General features: G+C 63.4%; 16 protein-coding genes. 7 read left to right on the forward strand and 9 right to left on the reverse strand.

The window, feature by feature from the left end:
* Positions 1–8 precede the first annotated feature (8 nt).
* Positions 9–1,073 carry a glycosyltransferase family 9 protein gene (locus VIZ63_RS10470; RefSeq protein ID WP_331609536.1) on the reverse strand — a complete coding sequence of 355 codons (1,065 nt, stop codon included), beginning with the start codon at positions 1,071–1,073 and terminating at the stop codon, positions 9–11.
* Between the two features lie 164 nt (positions 1,074–1,237).
* Here VIZ63_RS10470 and VIZ63_RS10475 point away from each other — a divergent pair, with 164 nt between their 5' ends.
* Positions 1,238–1,954 (forward strand): 3-deoxy-D-manno-octulosonic acid kinase, encoded by a 717-nt coding sequence (locus tag VIZ63_RS10475; protein ID WP_331609537.1) that lies wholly within the window; start codon positions 1,238–1,240, stop codon positions 1,952–1,954.
* Positions 1,955–2,025: 71 nt separating this feature from the next.
* On the opposite strand, the gene lpxL is transcribed toward VIZ63_RS10475, so the two are convergent.
* Together lpxL and VIZ63_RS10485 are read right to left on the reverse strand one after the other, a co-directional pair.
* Positions 2,026–2,937 carry an LpxL/LpxP family Kdo(2)-lipid IV(A) lauroyl/palmitoleoyl acyltransferase gene (gene lpxL, locus VIZ63_RS10480; protein WP_331609538.1) on the reverse strand — a complete coding sequence of 304 codons (912 nt, stop codon included), beginning with the start codon at positions 2,935–2,937 and terminating at the stop codon, positions 2,026–2,028.
* Between the two features lie 54 nt (positions 2,938–2,991).
* Positions 2,992–3,963: a hypothetical protein gene (locus VIZ63_RS10485; RefSeq protein ID WP_331609539.1), complete on the reverse strand. Its 972-nt coding sequence runs from the start codon at positions 3,961–3,963 to the stop codon at positions 2,992–2,994.
* Positions 3,964–4,134: 171 nt separating this feature from the next.
* On the opposite strand from VIZ63_RS10485, the gene waaA reads away from it, so the two are divergent.
* A complete protein-coding gene (gene waaA, locus VIZ63_RS10490; protein ID WP_331609540.1) occupies positions 4,135–5,409 on the forward strand; it encodes a lipid IV(A) 3-deoxy-D-manno-octulosonic acid transferase in 1,275 nt (424 codons plus the stop codon).
* Positions 5,410–5,424: 15 nt separating this feature from the next.
* Here waaA and VIZ63_RS10495 read toward each other — a convergent pair whose 3' ends face one another.
* The 3 genes from VIZ63_RS10495 to VIZ63_RS10505 all read right to left on the reverse strand — a co-directional run bounded on the left by VIZ63_RS10495 (position 5,425) and on the right by VIZ63_RS10505 (position 8,050).
* Positions 5,425–6,873, reverse strand: coding sequence for a TolC family outer membrane protein (locus VIZ63_RS10495; protein WP_331609541.1), 1,449 nt, complete (start codon positions 6,871–6,873; stop codon positions 5,425–5,427).
* Positions 6,874–7,023: 150 nt separating this feature from the next.
* The gene (locus VIZ63_RS10500; protein WP_331609542.1) at positions 7,024–7,431 is read right to left on the reverse strand and encodes a rhodanese-like domain-containing protein; all 408 of its coding nucleotides are present in this window, start codon (positions 7,429–7,431) and stop codon (positions 7,024–7,026) included.
* Entirely contained in the window at positions 7,400–8,050 is a 651-nt protein-coding gene (locus VIZ63_RS10505; RefSeq protein WP_331609543.1) for a protein-L-isoaspartate O-methyltransferase, read from the reverse strand. Before VIZ63_RS10505 ends, VIZ63_RS10500 begins: the two co-directional genes overlap by 32 nt.
* Positions 8,051–8,578: 528 nt before the next feature.
* Here VIZ63_RS10505 and VIZ63_RS10510 point away from each other — a divergent pair.
* Positions 8,579–10,891: an EAL domain-containing protein gene (locus tag VIZ63_RS10510; RefSeq protein WP_331609544.1), complete on the forward strand. Its 2,313-nt coding sequence runs from the start codon at positions 8,579–8,581 to the stop codon at positions 10,889–10,891.
* A 156-nt stretch (positions 10,892–11,047) separates the two neighbouring features.
* Here the strand turns inward: VIZ63_RS10510 and VIZ63_RS10515 are convergent, their stop codons facing one another.
* Together VIZ63_RS10515 and VIZ63_RS10520 are read right to left on the reverse strand one after the other, a co-directional pair.
* Positions 11,048–13,099 (reverse strand): sodium-translocating pyrophosphatase, encoded by a 2,052-nt coding sequence (locus VIZ63_RS10515; protein ID WP_331609545.1) that lies wholly within the window; start codon positions 13,097–13,099, stop codon positions 11,048–11,050.
* A 147-nt stretch (positions 13,100–13,246) separates the two neighbouring features.
* Positions 13,247–14,518 carry a 6-phosphofructokinase gene (locus tag VIZ63_RS10520; protein ID WP_331609547.1) on the reverse strand — a complete coding sequence of 424 codons (1,272 nt, stop codon included), beginning with the start codon at positions 14,516–14,518 and terminating at the stop codon, positions 13,247–13,249.
* 185 nt (positions 14,519–14,703) lie between these two features.
* On the opposite strand from VIZ63_RS10520, the gene VIZ63_RS10525 reads away from it, so the two are divergent.
* Positions 14,704–15,642, forward strand: a complete 939-nt coding sequence (locus VIZ63_RS10525) for an adenylate kinase (RefSeq protein WP_331609548.1) — start codon at positions 14,704–14,706, stop codon at positions 15,640–15,642.
* Positions 15,643–15,737: 95 nt separating this feature from the next.
* Here the strand turns inward: VIZ63_RS10525 and rnd are convergent, their stop codons facing one another.
* Positions 15,738–16,880, reverse strand: a complete 1,143-nt coding sequence (gene rnd, locus VIZ63_RS10530; protein WP_331609549.1) for a ribonuclease D — start codon at positions 16,878–16,880, stop codon at positions 15,738–15,740.
* A gap of 27 nt (positions 16,881–16,907) precedes the next feature.
* Between rnd and VIZ63_RS10535 the strand changes: the two genes are divergently transcribed.
* Genes VIZ63_RS10535 through VIZ63_RS10545 form a run of 3 tightly spaced genes read left to right on the forward strand, consistent with a single transcriptional unit; the run spans position 16,908 to position 19,505 of the window.
* Positions 16,908–17,423 (forward strand): hypothetical protein, encoded by a 516-nt coding sequence (locus VIZ63_RS10535; protein ID WP_331609550.1) that lies wholly within the window; start codon positions 16,908–16,910, stop codon positions 17,421–17,423.
* Between the two features lie 31 nt (positions 17,424–17,454).
* A complete protein-coding gene (gene mpl, locus VIZ63_RS10540; protein ID WP_331609551.1) occupies positions 17,455–18,849 on the forward strand; it encodes a UDP-N-acetylmuramate:L-alanyl-gamma-D-glutamyl-meso-diaminopimelate ligase in 1,395 nt (464 codons plus the stop codon).
* On the forward strand, positions 18,846–19,505 hold the full coding sequence (locus VIZ63_RS10545; protein ID WP_331609552.1) for an LON peptidase substrate-binding domain-containing protein: 660 nt from the start codon (positions 18,846–18,848) through the stop codon (positions 19,503–19,505). Before mpl ends, VIZ63_RS10545 begins: the two co-directional genes overlap by 4 nt.
* Position 19,506 lies beyond the last annotated feature (1 nt).

Genomic DNA, 19,506 nt, shown 5'->3' on the forward strand with positions numbered 1-19,506 from the left:
TATCTTTCTCAGCGCTTTCGCCGCAGCGCCAGCAACACGGAGTGAAGTTTCTTCGTGACTTCATCCGGCGTGATCAGATCCATGACCCCTGGTTTTTCGATCTTCGTCGTCCACGGCAGCTGCGCAGCTGGCTTGCCGAGCAGGCGGCGGGCGGCGACATCGTACTTGTCGATGCACCATTGCCGGCTGAGGTAGGGACCGCTGCGTGCGGGATTCGTCGCCGCATACAGACCAATGACGGGCGTGCCGACTGTCGTGGCCATGTGCGCGGGGCCGGAATCCGGTGAGAGCAATACGGTGGCGCGTTGGAGCGTGGCGAGAAACTCCAGCAGCGTGTCCTTGCCGATGACATTCACGCAGGCCTGCTGCATCTGCGCTTCGATCTGCTGTCCCGTCTGTCGCTCGAGTTCGCTGCGACCGCCGCACAGGACGACCTGCAGCCCGAGCGCACTGGAGGCATAGTCCGCGACCTGCGCGTAGTACTCGGCGCGCCAGTTGCGCAGGGCGTGACTGGAGCACGGACTGATGACCAGCGTCTGTACGCCGTCCGGGATGAGCTTGCGCGCGTACTCACGTGCGGATTCCGGAATCGGGATGTCCCAGCGCAGCAGCTTGTCGAACACCTGGAATTTTTCGGCGAAACCGAACAGCGAATCCATGACGTGCTGGTTGTGGGCCGGACGGATCCGATTGGTCGTGAACAGCCACTGCAGCTCGCGAGCCCGGCGCCGATCGAAGCCGAGTTTGATCCTGGCAGGAATCAGCGTGGACATGAGGCTGGCGCGCAATGCCAGTTGCATGTGCATAAGGACATCGAACTTTCGACCGCGCATCGCGCTGCGCAGCGTCCGGTACGCCTGGAGCTTGCTGCCCTTGTCGATCGGAATGAATTCGATGTCGGGAATGTGGCCCAGCAGCTTCGCCTCGACGCGGCCGATCACCCAGGTGAACTGCGTGTCGGGCCATGCGCTTTGCAACGTGCGAATGACCGGCAGCACATGACAGGTATCACCGATCGCGGACAGACGCAGGATGCAGACGGAACGCGGGGCAGTCGTGAAATCGGCGGCCATCAGAACGCGTGGCTGCGAGGGTGTGCCGGACAAGGCGATGAGGCCGCCATCCGGGGTAAGCTCTCCGGCAGCGCATCGATACCCGCATTGTTCGTTAGCATGTACGGCATGACATTGTTGATCTCCGCCAGAGCCCGCGGTTCATTGCCCGTCGCCCGGTCCGCATGAGCCCGATCCACGAACAGCGCGAGGCCACCGAGCGCGGCGGCATCCTATACGACGCTGCGCGAATCCGTAAGGCAGAGCCGCAGTGGTTTTCCCGCGAATACTGGACGCAGCGCCATGCGCTGAGCGAGGTCGCCGGTGGGCGCGGGTCGGTCTGTTTTCTCGAGACCGATACCGGTCGCTGGGTGTGGCGGCACTATCGCCGCGGCGGCCTGGTGGCCCGGCTCTGCAAGGATCGTTATCTGTGGACCGGCGAAGCCCGGACACGCGCCTTCCGGGAGTGGCGTCTGCTCGCCGACCTGGTGCGCCTCGGCCTGCCTGTGCCCATGCCGATCGCTGCCGCCTACCGACGTCACGGGCTGACGTATGAAGCGGATCTGATCACCGCCGAACTGCCGGCGTCGAGCACGCTGGCGCAGGCCATGGCTACGCGAATCCCCGAGGAACGTTGGCAGGCGGTGGGGCGCACGGTGGCTCGATTCCATCGCAACGGCGTTCACCATGCCGATTTGAACGCGCACAACATTCTGCTTGGCGCAGACGGCGCGGTGTATGTGCTCGACTTCGATCGCGGGCGTATCCGTGGTCGCGGCTCCTGGGAAGCCCGTGTGCTGTCGCGACTGAAGCGGTCGCTCGAGAAGATCAGCGCACAGCAGGGCGCGCTTTTCGATGACGGGTGCTGGCGTGCGTTGATGGCGGGATACGCGAGTAGCTGATAGTTGATAGTTGAAGCCATGCACTGACTGGACACAGTGGCAAGCCACGGACCGCTATCCACTTTCAACTATCAACTTTCCACTATCCGTTTCTTCTCATAGTAGTTCGGGTAATCCGGCGTCAGTCCTTTGAAACGCCGATGGATCCACAGGTACTGCGCGGGCACCGCCCGTACATGCGCCTCGATGATTTTGTTGAAGCGCTCCGCATCGGCCACCGGACTGTCGCTGGGGAAATTGTCCAGCATCGGTTGAATGACCATGCGATAGCCCTGCGAGCCGGGCAGGCGCTCGGGAAAATACGGCAGCACCGCGGCACCCGTCATGCGCGCGAGCCGCGATGTCGCGGTGTTGGTCGCTGCCGGAATGCCGAAGAACCGCACCATCTCCGCGCCCTTCTTGCGATAGCTCTGATCGGGTGCATACCACACCGGCTCATTGGCCTTGAGCGATGAGATCAGGGCACGGATGTCATCGCGCGGAATGGCACGCTTCGCGCGCCGGCTGCGGTTCTTCGCCAGGAAGCGCTCGAGCACCGGGTTGCTGGTCGGCCGATACATGATGTTCGTCGGCAGGCGCGAGGCGAGTGCGCGGGCCCCGATTTCCAGCGTAGTGAAGTGGGCGCTCAGGAGAATCGCGCCCTTGCCGCGCGCCAGCGCCGCCTGCAAATGCTCTTCGCCTTCCAGTCGCGTCAGTTTGTGGATGCGTTCGTTCGGGCTCCACCAGCTCATCGCCGTCTCGAATAGCCCGATGCCGACGCTGCGAAAATGCTCGCGCAGGATTCGCTGGCGTTCGGCGGCGGAATGGTCGGGAAAGCACAGCTCCAGGTTGCGCCGTGCGATCCGCACGAATGACAACGGCAGGATGTGCATCAGATCGCCGATCCTGCGTCCCAGCCACAGTAGCAGCGGATAGGGGAGCGGCTCGAACATTCGCAGCAAGCCGAGCGCGAACCAGGTGGGCCAATAGCGGGGATGAAACATGATGCGGGTGCGAGGTGATGCGTGTGGCGGCGAGCATGGCCCTGCCGTCAGACACTACACGCTCCTCCTGTAGGGATCGAAGCCCTCTCTGCGAAATCGCTTGTACGCCCACAGGTACTGGTCGGGATAGTCGCGCACCTGCGCTTCGATCAATTCGTGGAAGCGCCGTGTATCGGCGATCGGATCGTTCGAGGGGAATCGATCGAGCGCCGGGTGAATGCGAATGACGTAGCCGCGATTGTCGTGGCAACGGGCGGGGAAGTACGGCAGCACCGGCGCCTTCGAGATTTTCGCCAGGCGCGACGTGGCGACATTGGACGCTGCGGGCTGATTGAAGAACGGCACGAGCTCGCTGTTCTTGTCCGTGAAGCGCTGATCCGGCGCGTACCACACGGGGAGATTGTTCTTCAGGTTCTGCAGCAGATCGCGAATCTGGTCCGAAGAAATCGCCTGCACCGTGTGACGCGTCCGGCCGCGGCGCGACAGCTCGGCGATCAGGTCGTTACTCGGCGTCAGGTACATGATGCTGGTGGGGCCCAGCAAGGTCAGGCCGCGGGCACCCATTTCCAGGGTCGTGAAATGAGCGCTGAGCATCAGCGCACCGTGCCCCTGGGCAAGCGCCGCCGTCAGATTTTCCGTGCCTTCGAAGCGGATCAGCCGCCGCAGGCGCGCATCGCTTGCCCACCAGACAAGGCCGGTTTCGAAGAGCGCACAACCCAGTGACTCGAAGTGCCGCCGCAGCAGCTGGCGCCGTTGCGCCGGAGCGAGTTCCGGCAGGCACAGATCGATGTTGATCGCGGCGACGCGGCGATCGCGACGGCTGATCAGATACGCCAGCCGGCCCGTCGCCCGTCCGATGAGCATCTGGACCCGCAGCGGCAGCAGATTGACCAGCCGCACGACGCCGATCCCGAACCACACGCCCCAGAAACGCGGACCGAGAAACCGGTAGAGCGGGACAGGTTCGGGCTCGCGATGTTTTTCAAGGGCGGGCCGCGTGGCCGTGTGTGGGTCGGGTGTGCTCATCGGGGCACGAATGGTACGGGCCAGACTGGCAAGCTGGCCACTGGCAGCTGGCCAGAGTGAAGAAAGATCTCCATCGCCTTAGCCGGCCGACCAGTTGGCCTTCCCGATTGCTCCCTGTAGCCTCCCGCGGCGGATTAACCGATCCAATCCAGCTGGACTGAAGATGATTCGATGCTTCGCCTGATCTACACGGCCCTGCTCTATGTGGCTGCACCGCTTGCGTTCGCGGTGCTGCTCTGGCGTGGGATGCGCGATCCGCTGTATCGCGATCGGCGTGGGGAACGGTTTGGATTCTCGCGTACGAAACTCGATGCTTCGATCTGGGTCCATGCGGTCTCGGTGGGTGAGGTGCAGGCAGCCGCTGCTCTGATCCGGGACTTGCAGCGACGCTTTCCGCAGTCGCCCCTGATCGTGACGACAGCGACACCCACCGGTGCTCAGCGTGTCCGTGCATTGTTTCCCCAGGGGGTTCATCACGCGTACCTGCCGTACGACCTGCCGGGGGCCGTCCGCCGATTCCTGGAACGGATTCGACCCCGCATCGCGGTCATTCTGGAAACTGAGGTGTGGCCGAATCTGTATCGGGAATGCGGCCGACGGCAGATTCCCATCGTGCTCGCGAGTGCGCGGTTATCAGAGAAATCGGTGCGCCGCTTTCGCCGCATCGCCGGCCTGTTTCGCGATGCGTTGAATCAGGGTCTGGTCATCGGCGCCCAGACCCGGTCGGATGCCGATCGATTCATTGTTGTCGGCGCGGCACCGGCGCGTACGCACGTCACCGGCAACATCAAGTTTGATCTGGAGACTCCGGTCGAGGCGCGCGCCCGGGGTGAGGCGCTGCGGACGGGTCAGTTTCCGGGTCGGTTCGTCTGGGTGGCCGGCAGTACTCACGAAGGTGAAGAGGACGTCATCCTCGAAGCGCATCGGGGCTTGCTCGCGGCGCGCGCCGATAGCCTGCTGATCCTGGTACCGCGGCATCCGAATCGATTCGAGCGCGTGCGTCAGTGGCTGTCCGGGCAGCAGGTGACGTTTGCCTGCCGTTCGCGAGGCGAGGCGGTAACGCCCGACACGCAGATCCTGCTGGCGGACACACTGGGTGAGTTGCTGATGTTGTACGCGGCAGCGGATGTCGCCTTCGTCGGCGGCAGCCTCGTGCCCATCGGTGGTCACAACCTGCTGGAACCCGCTGCGCTCGCGCGGCCCATCCTGACGGGACCGCAGAATTTCAATGCACCGGATATCGCAAGACTGATGCTCGAGAGTGGCGCCGCGCTGCAGGTCGAGTCAGCACCGGGATTGGCTCAGGCGCTAGCGGATCTCGCAGCGAATCCCGGCAAGCGCAGCCAGATGGGGCAGGTGGCGCTCGCGATGCTGGAGAGCAATCGCGGCGCGCTTGCGCGCGTCATGGCGCTCGTCGAAGAAACCCTGCACCGTCGTGCTCAGTGACGGCGGTCCGTCGCATCACTTGGTGATGATGCGTTCCTCGAGGTAACCGTTGATCTCCTGCAGGTCTGCCTGTTTCAGCGTGCCGGTGGCCAGTTGCAGGCTCAGGACGTTCACGATGTAGTCGTAACGGCTGCGCGAATAGTTGGTCTGTGCTTCGAACAGGCGACGACGTGCATCGAGGACATCGACCGTCGTACGCGTGCCGACCTCGAATCCCGCCTCGGTGGCTTGCAGGGCGGTCTTGCTCGACTCGAGGGCCTGCTTCAGCGCCTTGACGCGCGACATCTCGCTCATCACGCCCAGGTATGCGTCGCGTGTAGCACGCTCGGTTTCGCGGTTTGCGCGCTCGAGTCGCTCGCGTGCTGCCCGGTGCAGGTAGACCCGCTGGCGCACGCGTGAAGACGTGGCGCCACCCGAGTAGATCGGGATGGTGACTTGCAGGCCGATAGAGTCCTCGTTGCCGTCGCTGTCGGCGGGCGAGGTCGAACGAATACCGCCCTGCGGTTGCGTCTCGGTATCGCCGGCGATGTCGTTCCCGGAACGTCCGGCGACCAGATCGATCGCCGGAAAGTGGCCGGAGCGGGCGACCCGGACGTCCTGCTTCGCTATGTCCGTCGCCAGGCGCGCGGAGATGATCTGCAGATTCTGGTCCAGCGCAGTCGCAACCCATGTTTCTTCGTTTTCCGGGTCAGGCGACTTGAGCGGCATGTCTTCGACAGGCGCCGCGAGCGTTCCGAATGACTCACCCGTCAGTTCACGCAGAAGTTCCAGCGCCGTTGCAAGCTGACGCTTGGCGAGAATCACGCCCGCTGCTGCCTGGTCGTGCGCGGCGCGTGCTTCCTGCACGTCCGTGATCGCGATCAGTCCGACTTCGAAGCGTTTGTCAGCCTGCTCGAGCTGGCGACTGAACGCTTCCAGCGTGGCCGCTGCCGCATCGACTGTGTCCTGCGCAGCGAGAACGTTGAAGTAGCGAGCCGCAGTGCGTGCAATCAGATCCTGCTGGGCCGCCTGATAATCGGCCTCCGCCTGCGCGACCTGTGCGTCCGCACGTTTCAGGGTCGACCATTGATCCCAGCGGAACAGCGTCTGGCGCAGCTGGATCTGATAGAACTTGGTCGTCAGATCCTGCTCGCGCTGCGCGGCCAGAAAGATGATGTTGCTAGGGTCGGAGGGATCGGCGAACAGGCTGGCTCCCTCCGACTTGCTCTTCTCGTACGACCCGTTCGCATTGAGCTGCGGCAGCAGAGCCGCCAGTGCCTGCGGCTTCGATTCGCGGCTGGCCAGGCGGTTGGCGTCTGCTTCGCGGATCAACGGGTCGTTCTGTACCGCGCGTTGATACACCTCGATGAGGTCCGCCGCCGAGGCTGGCGCCGCGAGCGACAGGGCAGTCAGTCCGCCCAGTACGGCCGCCGGCATGCGGTTGTGATTTTTCAGGCAGGCCAGGATCTGCGCGCGCAATTTCATTATGACTTCCCGTTTTTGTCTGCAGAACACCGCGATTGATTCGTTTGTTACCGCGGCGCGAGCACTTCTATGGTCGATGTCAGCGTCGGGCGCATTCCAGGTGGTCGTCGCGCCGGATGTCCGCCTTCCGGCGAACGAACCTTGGACGCGTCAGTACGTCGGAATGGTTGCATCGAGGTCGCGAGACCACGCCAGGATGCCGCCCGCCAGATTGACCGTGTTGAAACCGTTTTGTTGCAGGTACTTCGCTACTTCCAGGCTGCGACGACCGGAACGGCACAGCACCACGACGTCGATGGCGGGATTGAGCTCACCCACGCGGGCGGCGACTTCGCCCATCGGGATGTGCACGGTCCCCGGAACGTTTGCCACGCCGATTTCCCAGCCCTCCCGCACGTCCAGCAACGTCATTGCATCGCCGCGATCGCGACGGGCCACAAATTCAGCGGGTGTAATTTCCGGGATGTTCATCGGGAAGAGAAGAGCATTGCGGCGAACGGCCGGTGAAGTTCGGTGAACGGCGTCCTCAGAACACGAATTCGGGCGGGCGCGCCGCATTCGTCAGGGGCTGGATGACGGTCTCGAACAGACCTTCGCGCTGCCACTCACGTTCACCGAGCCGGGTGATCTTCCAGGCTTCCATGACCGGGGCCTGTCCGACCACGACGAACAGGCGTCCGCCGATCTTGAGCGCGCGCTGAAACCGTTCGTCGTACAGGGGCAGCGATCCCGTGACGGCAATGGCGTCATAACGGGCCTGATCGTCGAGTTGCATGGCGTCCGCCGTCTCGACCCCGACATTGTTGACGGCCACGGCCAGCAACTGTGTCCTGGCGAAGTCGGTGAGTTGGGGAACGATCTCGAGGGAGCGCACGCGGGAGGCCAGCCGGCCCATGCAGGCCGTGAGATAGCCGGACCCGGTGCCCACTTCGAGTGCCAGGTCGTTCGGTCCGATCTCCAGCGCCTGGAGAATACGGCCGTGAACCTTGGGGGGCAGCATCCACTGGCCGTGCGGCAGGGGGATGGGTGCGTCTGCAAACGCAACGCCCTGCCAGGCAGCTGGAATGAAATGCTCGCGCGGAATTTCGCGCATGACCGCCAGCACTCGTTCATCGAAGACATCCCAGGTATTCACCTGCTGTCCAATCATCTGTTCGCGTGCCAGTTCGATATTCATGCGTCGCAATCTAATCGCTTCGGATCAAGGACTTGAGGTTTGTCGCGCCGGCGTCGACAGACGGCGGCGGACCCGGCATACCCGGGCGATGTGGCCGGAAAATGCGGGCGGCAAAGGGTACGGGCTTTGATAGCAGCAAACAAGGTTACGTCGCCTGTCCGGCGGAGCACGGGATTGATGGCCGACTGGCCATCGAGCGCTTCGAACGAACCACGGCCGAGCAGATTTGCCGAGGCTCCCGGTGGCTGGCGCGAGGCGTTTCCCCGAGCGGACTGCAACGATCTGCAAGAAAACCCGACAGTGATTTTACGGGCCCTTCGATTGCGTTCTCTCGACATCATTCAGCTGCGCAATATGGTCAATCTCCGCAGCAGAATCCCCGCGGTTCGCTATGCTGCGGCAACGTTGTCGATTCCGTGGCGGCGGGCGGCAACACACTGAAAAAGTGCATCGGTCGACGGGTGATCCGAATGCGCGATACGGGATGAAGGGCAAGCATGACGATTCGTTCGTGAAGGCTCCTGCGCCATGTTAGGGGCGGTCAATTTTTCTGCACTCAGCGTGATGCTCATCGCGGCGATCGCTGTGCTCGCTGTCGTCCTGGTGTGGCGTGAACGCCGCGCACGCGTGTTGTCGAAAGCCGCGAGCGAACTTGACGGCATCGTTCGCGATGGCCGGTATGCGGAGCGTTTGCAGAGTGTCGGCAGCCCCGCGCAACCATTCGCCGCCAGTGCCAACAAATTGCTCGAGCAGATCGCGGTCAAGGATCTGTTGATCAGCGAACGCGAACGCGCGCTGGTGGGTCTGCTCGGCGGACTGCATGAGGCAGTGGCCGTACACCGCGACGGCATCGTCTTCGCCAACGCACGCTTCGCCGCCCTGGCAGGCCACGGTCAGTCGCAACAACTGATCGGCCGATCGATGGCCGAACTGGTCCATCCCGATTACCGCGAACTCGTCGGCGAACAGCTGCGCCGCGTGCTGGACGCCGTGCCAGCGATGGATCGGCTGGAGGTCGAACTGCAGCCGCAGCGAGATCAGCCGATCCGCGTCGAGCTGTCCGCTGTGCGCATCGACTATCAGGGAGGGCCCGCCCTGCTGCTCACCATGCTGGAAATGGGGCCACGCCCGGTATCCGTTCCAGCCACGATCGCGCGGGGCCGTCCGACCGCGTGGGATACGCTCGATTCCCTTGGTGAAGGCATCATCACCACCGAAATCAGCGGCCGTATCGACTATCTCAATCGTGCCGCCGAGCAGCTCATCGGTATCTCCGGAGCCGACGCACTCGGCAAGACGATCACGGAAATCTTCGTGCTGGTGGACGAAACCGACCGTCGCTCCCTCGGTGATCCGGTGCGTCAGTGCCTCAGTACGCAATCGAAAGTCACGGTCGGCCGGCGCGGCCTGATGATCTCGCGCGACGGCAGTGACGAGCGCTCGGTCGAGCTGACGGTCACGCCGCTCAAGGGGCCGCGTGGGGACCTGGCAGGTACCGTGGTCGCTGTGCGCGACGTCAGTGAACTGCGCGGCATTACCCGGCAGATGTCGTACCAGGCCAGTCACGATGCCCTGACGGGCCTGGTCAATCGGCGCGAGTTCGAGCGGCGGCTCGACGAGGCGCTGGAAATCACGCACGTGTCGACGGCCCATCATGTGATGTGCTACCTCGACCTGGATCGCTTCAAAGTCGTCAACGACACCTGTGGCCACATGGCTGGCGACACGATGCTGCGTGAAGTGGCGGCGCTGGTGAAGCAGGCAGTGCGCGATTCGGACACCGTCGGCCGGCTCGGCGGCGATGAGTTCGGCCTGCTGCTCGTCGGCTGCCCGCTCGAGAAGGCGCGACAGATTGCCGATGACGTCGTGCGCAAGGTGAGCGAGTACCGCTTCGTCTGGAAGGACAAGATCTTCAATATCGGCGTGAGTGTCGGTCTCGTCGAAATCTCGCGCGACAGTGGCGCCGCTGACGAAGTCATGAGCGCTGCCGATTCGGCGTGCTATGTCGCCAAGAAACACGGTAATCACGTTCATGTCTATTCGGCCCGCGACGAATCGCTGGCGCGCCACCGCGGCGAGATCCAGTGGTTGCAGCGGTTGCAGACGGCGCTGAAGGAAAACCGGTTCGAACTGGTGGCTCAACCGATCATCGCCACCGTGCCGGGTTCAGGGGGGCCGGCGCTCGAGCTGTTGCTGCGCTTGCAGGACGACACGATTCCGGGCGGCATCTCGCCTACGGAGTTTCTGCGCGCTGCAGAGCGCTACCGCCTGATGACCGATGTGGACCGCTGGGTGGTGCAGGCCGCACTCACGGCGCTCGCACGCGGCGCCATCCGTGTGCCGCCGGATCGCAGCATCGCCATCAACCTCTCGGGCCAGACCCTCGGCGATCCGCAGTTTCTGGAGTTCGTCGTTGAAGTGCTGGATCGCACCGGCGTCGACGCCGACCAGGTGTGCTTCGAGGTCGCGGAGAATTCCGTCATCACCAACATCGAACATGCGCAGCGCTTCATCGGCGTCCTGCACAGCATGGGCTGCCGCTTCGCGCTCGACGACTTCGGTCGGGGGCTCTCCTCGTTCGGCAACCTCAAGAACCTCTCGCTCGACTATCTCAAGATCGACGGCTCGTTCATTCGCAACCTTGCGCTCGACACCGTGAACCAGGCGATGGTGTCCGCGATGATCAAGCTCGCACGAACGCTGAACTTCCAGGTCGTGGCCGAACAGGTCGAGGACGTCGGCGCGCTGGAGGCCGCAACGCGGATGGGTGTGGACTTCGTGCAGGGATATCACCTGGGGAGGCCGCAGCCGCTTGCGCGCGTGATCGCGCGCGCGAGTTAGCGGCGTCTGGCCGACTGGCCAACTGGTGGTCTGGCCAGATGGAGAGGGCGAACTCGCGCGTCGAAGTTCACCGCAATAAAAAAGGCGGCGTCGCTTTCACGACGCCGCCTTTCTCTTTTCTGACTCTGGCCAGCTGGCCAGCTGGCCAGTTGGCCATTACAGCAGCGGCACCAACAACAACGCGACGATGTTGATGATCTTGATCAACGGGTTGATCGCCGGGCCGGCGGTGTCCTTGTAGGGATCGCCAACGGTGTCGCCGGTGACTGCGGCCTTGTGGGTCTCCGAACCCTTGCCGCCGAAGTTACCTTCCTCGATGTACTTCTTGGCGTTGTCCCAGGCGCCGCCGCCGGTGCACATCGAGATCGCGACGAACAGGCCCGTCACGATGGTTCCGATCAGCAAGCCGCCTAGTGCCCGGATGCCCGCTCCCGGACCCATCAGGAAATTCATGCCGAACGCTACGACGATCGGTACGAGGATCGGCAGCAGCGACGGGATGATCATTTCCTTGATAGCGGACTTGGTCAGCATGTCGACGGCCCTGGAGTAGTCCGGCTTGGCCGTGCCCTCCATGATCCCCTTGATCTCGCTGAACTGGCGGCGCACTTCGACGACGACCGAGCCCGCGGCGCGACCGACGGCTTCCATCGCCATGGCGCCGAACAGGTAGGGGACGAGGCCACCGATGAAGAGGCCGATGATGACTGCCGGATCGGAGAGGCTGAACACTTCCAGCTTGCCGGCCGCTTCCAGGTTGTGGGTGTAGTCGGCGAACAGCACCAGCGCGGCGAGCCCGGCTGAACCGATCGCATAGCCCTTGGTGACGGCCTTCGTGGTGTTGCCGACCGCGTCGAGCGCATCGGTGATCTTGCGTACGTCCTTCGGCAGGCCGGCCATCTCGGCAATACCGCCCGCGTTGTCGGTAATCGGGCCGTAGGCATCGAGCGCGACGATCATGCCGGTCATCGACAACATGGCCGTGGCGGCAATCGCGATGCCGTAGAGATCGGCAATGTGATACGAGCCCCAGATGGCGGCACAGACCGCAAGGACGGGCAAGGCGGTCGACTTCATCGACACTGCAAGGCCCGCAATCACGTTCGTGCCGTGACCGGTCTGCGAAGCGGCCGCGACATAGCGCACCGGGCCGTACTCGGTCGCGGTGTAGTACTCGGTGATCCAGATGAGCGCGGCCGTCAGCACGAGACCGATGACCGAGCACCAGAACAGGTCGGTCGCGATCTCGCCTTCGCCCATGACCACTGGAGTTACGAAGTAGAAGGCGATCAGCGCCAGCACCCCGGATACCGCGGTACCGCGATAGAGCGCGTTCATGATCTTGCCGCCTTCGCGGGCTTTCACGAAGAACGTGCCCACGATCGAGGCGACGATGGAGACCGCACCCAGCACCAGCGGGTACAGGATGTAACGCATATCCAGGCTGCCGTCGGCCGCGGTGAACATCAGGCCGCCGAGCACCATCGTGGCGACCACGGTCACTGCGTAGGTTTCGAACAGGTCTGCGGCCATGCCGGCGCAGTCACCGACGTTGTCGCCGACGTTGTCGGCGATCACTGCGGGGTTGCGCGGATCGTCTTCGGGAATGCCGGCTTCGACCTTGCCGACGAGGTCGGCGCCGACGTCGGCGCCCTTGGTGAAGATACCGCCGCCGAGACGCGCAAAAATGGAGATCAGCGAACCGCCGAACGCCAGGCCAATCAGGGAGTGCAGCGCTGCGTCATCGCCGATCGAACCGCGCATGAGTGCGAAGTAACCGGCGACTCCGATCATGCCGAGGCCGACGACCAGCATGCCGGTGATGGCGCCGCCGCGGAACGCGACCTGCAGTGCCGGATTGAGTCCGACGCTGGCGGCCTGCGCGGTGCGCACGTTGGCGCGCACGGAAACATTCATGCCGATGTAGCCGGCAAGCCCGGAGAGAATGGCGCCGACTGCGAAACCGCCGGCCGTGGCCCAGTTGAGCGCGACGCCGAGCACTACGAGCAGCACGACGCCGACGATGGCAATGGTCGAATACTGACGATTGAGATAGGCCCTGGCGCCCGCCTGGATCGCTGCGGCGATCTCCTGCATACGCTCGTTGCCCGCGGGTTGCTTGTTGATCCAGCTGACGGAGAACAGGCCGTAAAGGACGGCCAGCACACCGGCGCCGATCGCGAGCCAGAGCGCGACATCTGTGGTCATGAATTCCCTCCCCCGGAAATGGGTTCTGATTATCGATGGGCTTGCACGAGGGCGGCCGCGTCGTCTCGAGTGCGACGCCACGGTCGGTTTGCATCGTGAAAACAGGCATTTTCCGCAGAAAAATCGCTATCGGAAAATGTCGGTTGACTATACCACAAAGGTTTTTCTGATCTTCTTCCTCACCGGCGCATTGCGCAGCTTCACGTATTGCGGCAAGCCATTCTTGTAAGGCGGATAGTCTTCGCCCTGAATCAGCGGGCTCAGGTAGCGGCGTGCTTTTGCAGTAATGAAAAAACCGTCTTCTGTAATGTAGTCGCGCGGCAGCATCTTTTCCTGGTTCGCGACGTCGGTGAGTTGCGCGATACCGAGCTTCCACTTGTAGGGCTTGTGCGCCGTACGCACGATGGTCGGCATCACCGAGTTGTGACCCTTCAGTGCCAGGTCAACAGCCGCCTTGCCGAGCGCGTATGCCTGTTCGACATCGACCTTCGAGGCGATATGCCGTGCGGCACGCTGCAGGTAGTCGGCCACGGCCCAGTGATACTTGTAGTTGAGCTTCGATTTGATCAGTTGAGCAATCACCGGTGCGACACCGCCCAGTTGTGCATGGCCGAATGCATCGCGCAGTCCCGCATCGGACAGGAACTTGCCGTCGCTGTTCTTCACGCCTTCGGAGACGACGATGGCGCAATAGCCGTACTTCTCGACGCACTCCTGCACGCGCGCGCAGAACCGCTCTTCGTCGAAGGTGATTTCCGGAAAGAGAATGATGTGCGGGGCATCGCCGGCTTTCTCGGAGGCGAGTCCGCCAGCGGCGGCGATCCAGCCGGCGTGGCGACCCATCACTTCCATGACGAACACCTTGGTCGATGTCTTGGCCATCGACGCCACGTCGAAGCCGGCTTCGCGAATCGATACGGCAACGTACTTGGCCACGGAACCGAAGCCCGGACAGCAGTCGGTGATCGGCAGATCGTTGTCGACGGTCTTCGGCACGTGGATGGCCTGGATGGGATAGCCGAGCTTTTCGGCAAGCTGCGACACCTTCAGGCAGGTGTCTGCGGAGTCGCCGCCGCCGTTGTAGAAGAAGTAGCCGATGTCGTGCGCCTTGAAGACCTCGATCAGCCGCTCGTACTGGGCCGGGTTGTCTTCGATCTTCTTGAGCTTGTAACGCGCGGACCCGAAGGCGCCCGACGGCGTATGTCGCAGGGCCCGGATCGACGCGGCGGGTTCCTTGCTGGTGTCGATCAGGTCCTCCGTCAGGGCGCCGACGATGCCATGCCGTCCGGCATAGACCTTGCCGATCCGGCTCTTGTGCTTGCGGCAGGTCTCGATGACCCCACAGGCCGATGCGTTGATGACGGCGGTGACACCGCCGGACTGTGCATAGAAGGCGTTGCGGGGCTTGCGGGTCGGCATGGCAGGTCTCTCTGAATGGTTGCGATGGCTGGTGGTTTTGCAGTTGAGGATAGCGCAGCGGATAGCAGCGCTGGCGGGCCGGTCGGCCGGCATTCCGGGCAACGGACCTGTCGTCCAGAGTTGGCCACTCGGCCCGCATTTCGGTTAGGGTATCGCCCCTTTGCTGGGAGGTCGCGGTCGACATCATGCGTATCGTTCTGTTGGGAGCGCCCGGATCGGGCAAGGGCACACAGGCACAGCGACTGCAGGCGAAGTACGGGGTCCCTCAGGTGTCCTCGGGCGACCTGTTGCGCGATGCCGTGGCTCGCGGCACCGAGCTTGGCCTCAAGGCCAAAGCCGTCATGGAGGCCGGCCAGCTGGTGTCGGACGATATCGTTCTCGGCCTGATTCGCGATCGTCTGAGTCGCCCCGATGCGGCCAAGGGCTTCATCCTCGACGGCTTTCCCCGCAACGAAGACCAGGCCGATTCACTCAATGAATTGCTGACTTCCATCGGCCAGCCGCTCGAAGCCGTGCTGCTCCTCGATGTGCCGCACGAAACGCTCATGCAGCGGCTGGCTGGCCGGCGCCTCTGTCCGACGTGCGGCTCGGTCTACAACGTGCATTCGCTCGACGGTGCGACCACCTGTCCGAAGGAAGGCACGGCGTTGTACCAGCGCCCCGACGACAAGGAAGAAGTGATCGGCAAGCGTCTCGAGGTGTACGCACAGCAGACACAGCCACTGATCGAGTACTACTCGAAGCTCGGCCTGCTGCGCACGGTCGCCGGCGAAGGCGAACTCGACTCGGTGTTCGAGCGCATGGAAGCTGCTGCATTGGCGAAGCCGGTGTCCGCCGCCAGCGTGAAGGTGCGCAAGGCTCGCCCGCAGGCGAAGAAGGCCGGCGCGCAGAAGTCGGCGAAGAAATCCGGGAAGAAATCTGCGAAGAAGGCGCCGAAAAAGGTGATCACCACGCCTGCCAGGAAGTCCGCAAAGAAACCAGCCAGGAAGAAGGCGGTGAAGTCGGGCAAGAAGGTCGCTTCACGCAAAGTCGTGAAGAAGACGGTTCGCACGGCGGCGAAGAAGACGGTCAGTCGCAGCAAGGTTGCCAGGAAGCGCGCCAAGGCTGCGGCCCGCAAAAAGTAGATCGGCCAACGTCGAACCCACAGGAAGCGGGTTGCCGGATAACCCAGTCTGTGGGTCCGGCTTCCCCTCTGCAGGGATCTCCGGCTTTGCCTCCTTCAGCCGCTCGCCGCCGGCTCGGCAGCGAGCGTCACCAGCCGCTGGCCGATGACATCGCGTCGCCAGCCCTGCAGCAGATGATCCGCTCGCCCGGAGAACACGAGCCGTTCGACATCACGGCGTGTCGCCAGCAATTCCGGTGCGATCTCCTGTCGCTGCGCTTCTTCGCGCACGATCGCCAGCAGTCTCGTTACCTGTGCGACCAGTCGCGGATCCGGCCGTGCTGGAATCATTGCAGGCGCCTCCGTGGCTGCATTCGTGCGCCCCTGGGCGATCAGGCCAAGGATCTCCTCGCTGCGCTTACGCAGAAAATTGGCCGACAGGCTCGGGATGGCATCCAGTTCCGTCCGATTCGCCGGTACGCGTTCGGCGATGTCGCGCAGCGACTCGTCCGCAAGAATCCAGCCTCGCGGCTTGTCCTTGCGCATCGCGCGTGCTTCGCGCCATTGCGCCATCAGCTTCGCGACGGCGCGCTGATCCGGTCGCAGGCGATCGAGACCTTTGAGTCGACGCCAGGCATCCGTGGGATCGATCCGGTACAACGTCGGATCTTCCAGCTCGAGGGATTCTTCAATCAGCCAGTCCAGACGTCCGCGCGCGGTGAGGGCCGCTGTGAGGTTCTGGTAGAGCGGGACGAGGTAGCGCACATCGTCGGCCGCGTATTCGACCTGCTCCGGCGAGAGCGGCCGACGGCTCCAGTCCGTGCGGGTCTGGCCCTTGGGCAGGGTGTGGCCGAGCCGTTCCGACACCACCGTTGCGTAGCCCGCTTGTGCGGGCGAGCCGAGCAAGGCGGCCGCCACCTGCGTGTCGAAAAGCGGACCGGGAACCCGCCCGACAGCGCCTTCGGTGGTCGGTGGCGCCATGGCGAAGGACAGGACTTCCAGATCCTGGCGGCCGGAATGCAGGACCTTGAGACGGCTGCGATCACAGAGGAATTCCCACAGTGGTTGCAGATCGATCCGGGCGAGCGGATCGATGATGGCGCATGCATCGGGCGTGGCCAACTGAATCAGGCACAGGCCGGCGTAGTACGTCCGCTCACGCATGAATTCAGTGTCCAGCGCCACGAAGGTGCTGCCCGACAGCATTTCCAGCGCAGCGCGCAGTTCTTCGTTGGTCGCGATCCTGAGTGCGGGTGTCATGACGTGTACAATCGACTGTGAATTCTCATGCTGAAATTATTGCAAACCTTCATCGACATTGCGCTGTGGCGCAAGGGTCCGCAGGATTTGCCGGCCTCGCGTTTCCTGTTGACGCTGGTGCTGGTCATCTACATCGCCTCGAGCTTCGTGCAGGTGCAACTGCTGGATCTGCGGCTGAGTACAGCATTCGTCATTGTCGGTGTCGATGTCACGATGATGATGGTGTGGCTTTGGGTCGTGCTGGCGTTCTTCGCGCGCAGCCAGCGCTTCATCCAGACATTGACAGCCATGTTCGGTGTCGGCGCCTTGCTGGCTGCGATCGATATCGTCGTGGCTGGCGTGCAGTTGCTGGCCGGCAGCCCCGTCGATAATCCTTCGAGCCTCTGGCTCATGCTGCGTTTCTTCGCCATTGCCCTGATCATGGGGCGTATCTTCATGCACGCGCTCGATCGTGGCCTGCTGACCGGCATGGCACTCACCATCGCCATCGTCTATTCGACCGGTGCGGTGGCGCAGATGATCGTCACTCGCCTGCATGGCTGAGGCCGTCACGGACACATAACAGAATCGACACATGCACGTTCATATTCTTGGTATCTGCGGCACATTCATGGGGGGCATTGCCGCGCTGGCGCGCGCCGCCGGCCATCGCGTCACGGGGTCGGACCAGAACGTCTACCCGCCGATGTCCGACCAGCTGGCCGCGCTCGGCATCGAGTTGATCCAGGGCTACGATCCGGAGCAGTTGTCGCTCAAACCCGATGTGGTCGTCGTCGGCAACGTCATGAGTCGCGGCAATGCGCTGATCGAGGCGCTGCTCGAAAGCGGCATCCCGTACACCTCCGGTCCTGAATGGCTGTCGCGCCACTTGTTGGCGGATCGCTGGACGTTCGCGGTCGCCGGCACCCACGGCAAGACCACGACGTCGAGCATCCTGGCCTGGATTCTCGAGTACGCTGGCTTGAACCCGGGGTTTCTCATCGGCGGCGTACCGGGGAATTTCAATGTGACGGCCCGCGCCGGGGGTGGCCGGTATTTCGTCGTCGAAGCCGACGAATACGACACCGCGTTCTTCGACAAGCGCGCCAAGTTCGTGCACTACCGGCCGCGCACCGCCATCCTCAACAACCTCGAGCATGATCACGCCGACATCTATCCCGATGTCGCCGCCATTCAGTGGCAGTTTCACCAGCTGCTGCGCATGGTGCCCCGCAATGGTCTCGTCGTTGCCAACGCTGGCGACGCCAATGTCATGCACGTGATCGACATGGGTTGCTGGACGCCCGTCGAGCGCTTCGCGAGCGGCGTGCAGGGCGATACCGCCTGGTACGTGGCCGTTGAACCCGGCGGCGACTATTCCGCGTTCACGGTCATGGAAGGCGATCGCAAGACGGCTGAAGTGGATTGGTCGCTGCTCGGCCGTCATAACGCCGAGAATGCCCTCGCCGCCGTTCTCGCAGCCCGCCATGCCGGCGTTGAATTGCAGACAGCCGTCGCGGCCCTGCGTGAGTTCAAAGGGGTGCGTCGGCGCATGGAGGTGCGGGGCCTGGTGGATGGCGTGACGGTCTATGACGACTTTGCGCATCATCCCACGGCCATCGCCACGACCATCGATGGCCTGCGACGGCGTATCGGCAAGGCGCGATTGTTCGCCGTCCTGGAGCCGCGTTCCAACACGATGAAGCTCGGGTCACACCAGGAGGCCATTGCGGGATCGCTCGCTCATGCGGATCGAGTCTGGTTGTATCAGGGAGAGGCTGTGAAATGGGACGTGGCCGGATCGGTGGCAAGCCTCGGTGACCGCGCGCGCGTCGTCCATGACATCGATGCGTTGGTCGGCGAGATCGGCGAGGCCGTGCGCGAAGGCGATCACGTGCTGATCATGTCGAACGGCGGCTTCGATGGAATTCACGGCAAGCTGCTCGCGAATCTGGGCGAGCGCGCTGCCGGGCGATCCCATTCCCGATGAAGGCGCGAGGGGAGGAGCCGGCACCACAATCGCCTGCCGATTCTGCAAGCGCCGTCCTGACGCGCATCCCGCTGTTTCCGCTGAATGCGGTCCTGTTCCCGGAGGGGCCCCTCAAACTGCGCATCTTCGAAGCTCGCTACGTGGACATGATCGGACGTTGCCTGCGCGAGGGGACCAGCTTTGGCATCGCTCTCATCGTCGAGGGGGTGGAGGCTGGAGGTGAAGCACAGGCGGCATCGATCGGCACGTCCGCCCGCATCGTCGATTTCGAAAAGCTGCAGGACGGACTGCTCGGCGTCACTGCGCTCGGCGAGCGTTCGTTTGAAATCCGCTCGGTCTCGCGTCAGCCGGATGGATTGAATGTCGCGACGGTCGAGTGGCTGCCGGCCGCGGCGGCACTGCCTGTGCCCGCCGACTGCGAGTACCTCGTGCGTCTGTTGCAGCACGCGCTGCCGCAGCTCGCGCCGATCTACGATTTCACGCCGATCCGCTATGACGATGCGGCCTGGGTGAGTGCGCGGCTCGTCGAAATTCTGCCGTTGCCGCTGGACGAAAAGCAGCACTGCCTGGAAATGCAGGATCCGCTGCAACGCCTCGATCACCTGCGCATGCGGGTAAAGGTCGAAGCGGTCGAGCAGGAAAAGGATCTGCAATAGA

The organism is Povalibacter sp. (genome assembly GCF_036520495.1).
Classification (GTDB): Bacteria; Pseudomonadota; Gammaproteobacteria; order Steroidobacterales; family Steroidobacteraceae; genus Steroidobacter.

Excerpts from the sequence above, each read along its gene's own strand:
- lpxL (WP_331609538.1), bottom strand. The coding sequence starts at position 2,937 with ATGTTTCATCCCCGCTATTGGCCCACCTGGTTCGCGCTCGGCTTGCTG.
- VIZ63_RS10470 (WP_331609536.1), bottom strand. The coding sequence starts at position 1,073 with ATGGCCGCCGATTTCACGACTGCCCCGCGTTCCGTCTGCATCCTGCGT.
- VIZ63_RS10475 (WP_331609537.1), top strand. The coding sequence starts at position 1,238 with ATGAGCCCGATCCACGAACAGCGCGAGGCCACCGAGCGCGGCGGCATC.
- VIZ63_RS10510 (WP_331609544.1), top strand. The coding sequence starts at position 8,579 with ATGTTAGGGGCGGTCAATTTTTCTGCACTCAGCGTGATGCTCATCGCG.
- VIZ63_RS10505 (WP_331609543.1), bottom strand. The coding sequence starts at position 8,050 with ATGAATATCGAACTGGCACGCGAACAGATGATTGGACAGCAGGTGAAT.
- VIZ63_RS10485 (WP_331609539.1), bottom strand. The coding sequence starts at position 3,963 with ATGAGCACACCCGACCCACACACGGCCACGCGGCCCGCCCTTGAAAAA.
- VIZ63_RS10535 (WP_331609550.1), top strand. The coding sequence starts at position 16,908 with ATGCTGAAATTATTGCAAACCTTCATCGACATTGCGCTGTGGCGCAAG.
- VIZ63_RS10520 (WP_331609547.1), bottom strand. The coding sequence starts at position 14,518 with ATGCCGACCCGCAAGCCCCGCAACGCCTTCTATGCACAGTCCGGCGGT.
- VIZ63_RS10525 (WP_331609548.1), top strand. The coding sequence starts at position 14,704 with ATGCGTATCGTTCTGTTGGGAGCGCCCGGATCGGGCAAGGGCACACAG.
- VIZ63_RS10495 (WP_331609541.1), bottom strand. The coding sequence starts at position 6,873 with ATGAAATTGCGCGCGCAGATCCTGGCCTGCCTGAAAAATCACAACCGC.
- mpl (WP_331609551.1), top strand. The coding sequence starts at position 17,455 with ATGCACGTTCATATTCTTGGTATCTGCGGCACATTCATGGGGGGCATT.
- VIZ63_RS10515 (WP_331609545.1), bottom strand. The coding sequence starts at position 13,099 with ATGACCACAGATGTCGCGCTCTGGCTCGCGATCGGCGCCGGTGTGCTG.
- waaA (WP_331609540.1), top strand. The coding sequence starts at position 4,135 with ATGCTTCGCCTGATCTACACGGCCCTGCTCTATGTGGCTGCACCGCTT.
- rnd (WP_331609549.1), bottom strand. The coding sequence starts at position 16,880 with ATGACACCCGCACTCAGGATCGCGACCAACGAAGAACTGCGCGCTGCG.
- VIZ63_RS10500 (WP_331609542.1), bottom strand. The coding sequence starts at position 7,431 with ATGCGGCGCGCCCGCCCGAATTCGTGTTCTGAGGACGCCGTTCACCGA.
- VIZ63_RS10545 (WP_331609552.1), top strand. The coding sequence starts at position 18,846 with ATGAAGGCGCGAGGGGAGGAGCCGGCACCACAATCGCCTGCCGATTCT.